At 62.8% G+C, this 1729-nt stretch carries 2 protein-coding genes and 1 pseudogene; all 3 read right to left on the bottom strand.

Annotation, left to right across the window (positions count from 1 at the left end; genetic code table 11):
- Nucleotides 1-453 (bottom strand): annotated as a pseudogene (locus HX786_RS31215) (MetQ/NlpA family ABC transporter substrate-binding protein); the annotation flags it as partial.
- 29 nt (nucleotides 454-482) lie between these two features.
- Nucleotides 483-1148, bottom strand: a complete 666-nt coding sequence (locus tag HX786_RS31210) for a methionine ABC transporter permease (protein ID WP_008430846.1) — start codon at nucleotides 1146-1148, stop codon at nucleotides 483-485.
- A 3-nt stretch (nucleotides 1149-1151) separates the two neighbouring features.
- Nucleotides 1152-1729: acyl-CoA dehydrogenase family protein (locus HX786_RS31205; protein WP_256735352.1), on the bottom strand; the 578-nt coding region annotated here is incomplete at its 5' end.

Genomic DNA, 1729 nt, shown 5'->3' with positions numbered 1-1729 from the left:
TCAACGCCTTGGCCAGTTTCTGGATGCCAGGGTCATTGATGTTGTCCGGGCGCGCGACCAGGTACTCCACGTACAGGCTCTTGCCCTTCTCGACGATCAACGCGCTGTTGGTGTCGATCCCCGCTTCCAGGGCGTAGTTGGCAAACACGAACGCCAGGTCCACCTGGCTCACCGAGCGGGCCAGCAACGCACCTTCCAGTTCACGAATTTTCAGGTGCTTGGGGTTTTCAACGATATCCCGCGGCGTGGCAAGGGTGTTGCTCGGGTCCTTGAGCTTGATCAGGCCGGCTTCGTCCAGCAGCACCANNNNTCCACGCCTTCCTTGGCCAGCACCGGCTTTACGAACTCGAGGATCTCGGCGTGAGGCACGGGCGTGGCGCCGACGACCAGCGTCTCGTTGGCAAAGGCATTGAAGGACAAGACAGCGGCCAAGATGGCCAGGGATTTTTTCATGGTTGCTCCGAAGGCATTAGTTATAGGAATCAACGGCGGCTGTAATGCGCCACCAAACGGTCACCGGTCATCTGCAGGGCCTGCACCAGCACCAACAGCAGCAACACGGTGACCACCATCACGTCGGTCTGGAAACGCTGATAGCCGTAGCGGATAGCCAGGTCGCCCAGGCCACCGCCACCGATCACCCCGGCCATGGCGGTGTAGTCCACCAGCACAATCGCGGTGACAGTGACCGCTGCCAGCAGCCCGCCCCGGGCTTCCGGCAACAGCGTGTGGCGGATCACCTGCCAGGTGCTGGCGCCCATGGATTGGGTGGCCTCCACCACGCCACGGTCGACTTCGCGCAAGGCGGTTTCCACCAGCCGCGCAAAGAACGGCGTACAGCCCACCACCAACGGCGGAATCGTACCGGCCACGCCCAGGGAGGTGCCCACCAGCAGGGTGGTCACCGGGATCAGCACAATCAGCAGGATGATGAACGGCAGCGAGCGCAGCACGTTGACCACCACCGACAGCGCCCGATACACCACCAGGGTTTCGTGCAACTGGCGCTTGCCGGTGAGGAACAACAGCACCCCCAGCGGCAACCCCAGCAGCACGGTAAAACCCAGGGCCGCGCTGAGCATGCTCAGGGTTTCCAGGCAGGCTTGGCCGATGTCGGCCCAATAGATGTTTTTAAACAGCTCGGCCATGGGTCAAGACCAATCGTGACGCGGTGGCTTGGCGCCGTTGAGCAGCCAGTTGCCCACCACGTGATACTTCCAGCGCACCGGGTCATGCAGGGTATGCACCCGTGCATTGCGCCAGTGACGGTCGAAGTTGTGCTTCTTCAGGGTGGAGCGGGTGCCGCCGAGTTCGAAGAGCTTGTTGCTGGCTTCAATGGCGATTTCAGTGGTCAGTACCTTGGCTCGCGCGACAGCCAGGGAGGCGTGGGCAACGTTGTCTTCATCGGGTGCCGGGCGCGCGGCGTCCAGGGCCTTTCCGGCCCGCTCCAGCAAGGCTTCCGCCGCTTCCAGGCGAATATCCAGCGCGCCGACCTGGATGATAGTCAGCGGGTCTTCACTGGCGTTTTCCACCCCGGCATCGATCCATGGACGGGCGAATTGCCGGACGAACTGCACCGTGTCACGCAACGCGGCACGGGCGATGCCGGCATCGATGGCGGCGGTGGTCAATTGAGCGAAAGGCCCGGCCAGGGTCGGCGAATCGTAGGAGCGATGGGTAGGAAACAGATTGAACGCCGGCACCTTCAAGCCTTCGGCCAGCACCGTGC

The organism is Pseudomonas sp. 21615526 (genome assembly GCF_013386245.1).
Classification (GTDB): Bacteria; Pseudomonadota; Gammaproteobacteria; order Pseudomonadales; family Pseudomonadaceae; genus Aquipseudomonas.
Note: the sequence above shows the minus strand (reverse complement) of the source record. Positions and strands in the feature narration are given on the sequence as shown.

Bases quoted from the DNA above. Each gene is read 5' to 3' on its own strand.
- HX786_RS31210 (WP_008430846.1), bottom strand. From the start codon at position 1,148: ATGGCCGAGCTGTTTAAAAACATCTATTGGGCCGACATCGGCCAAGCC.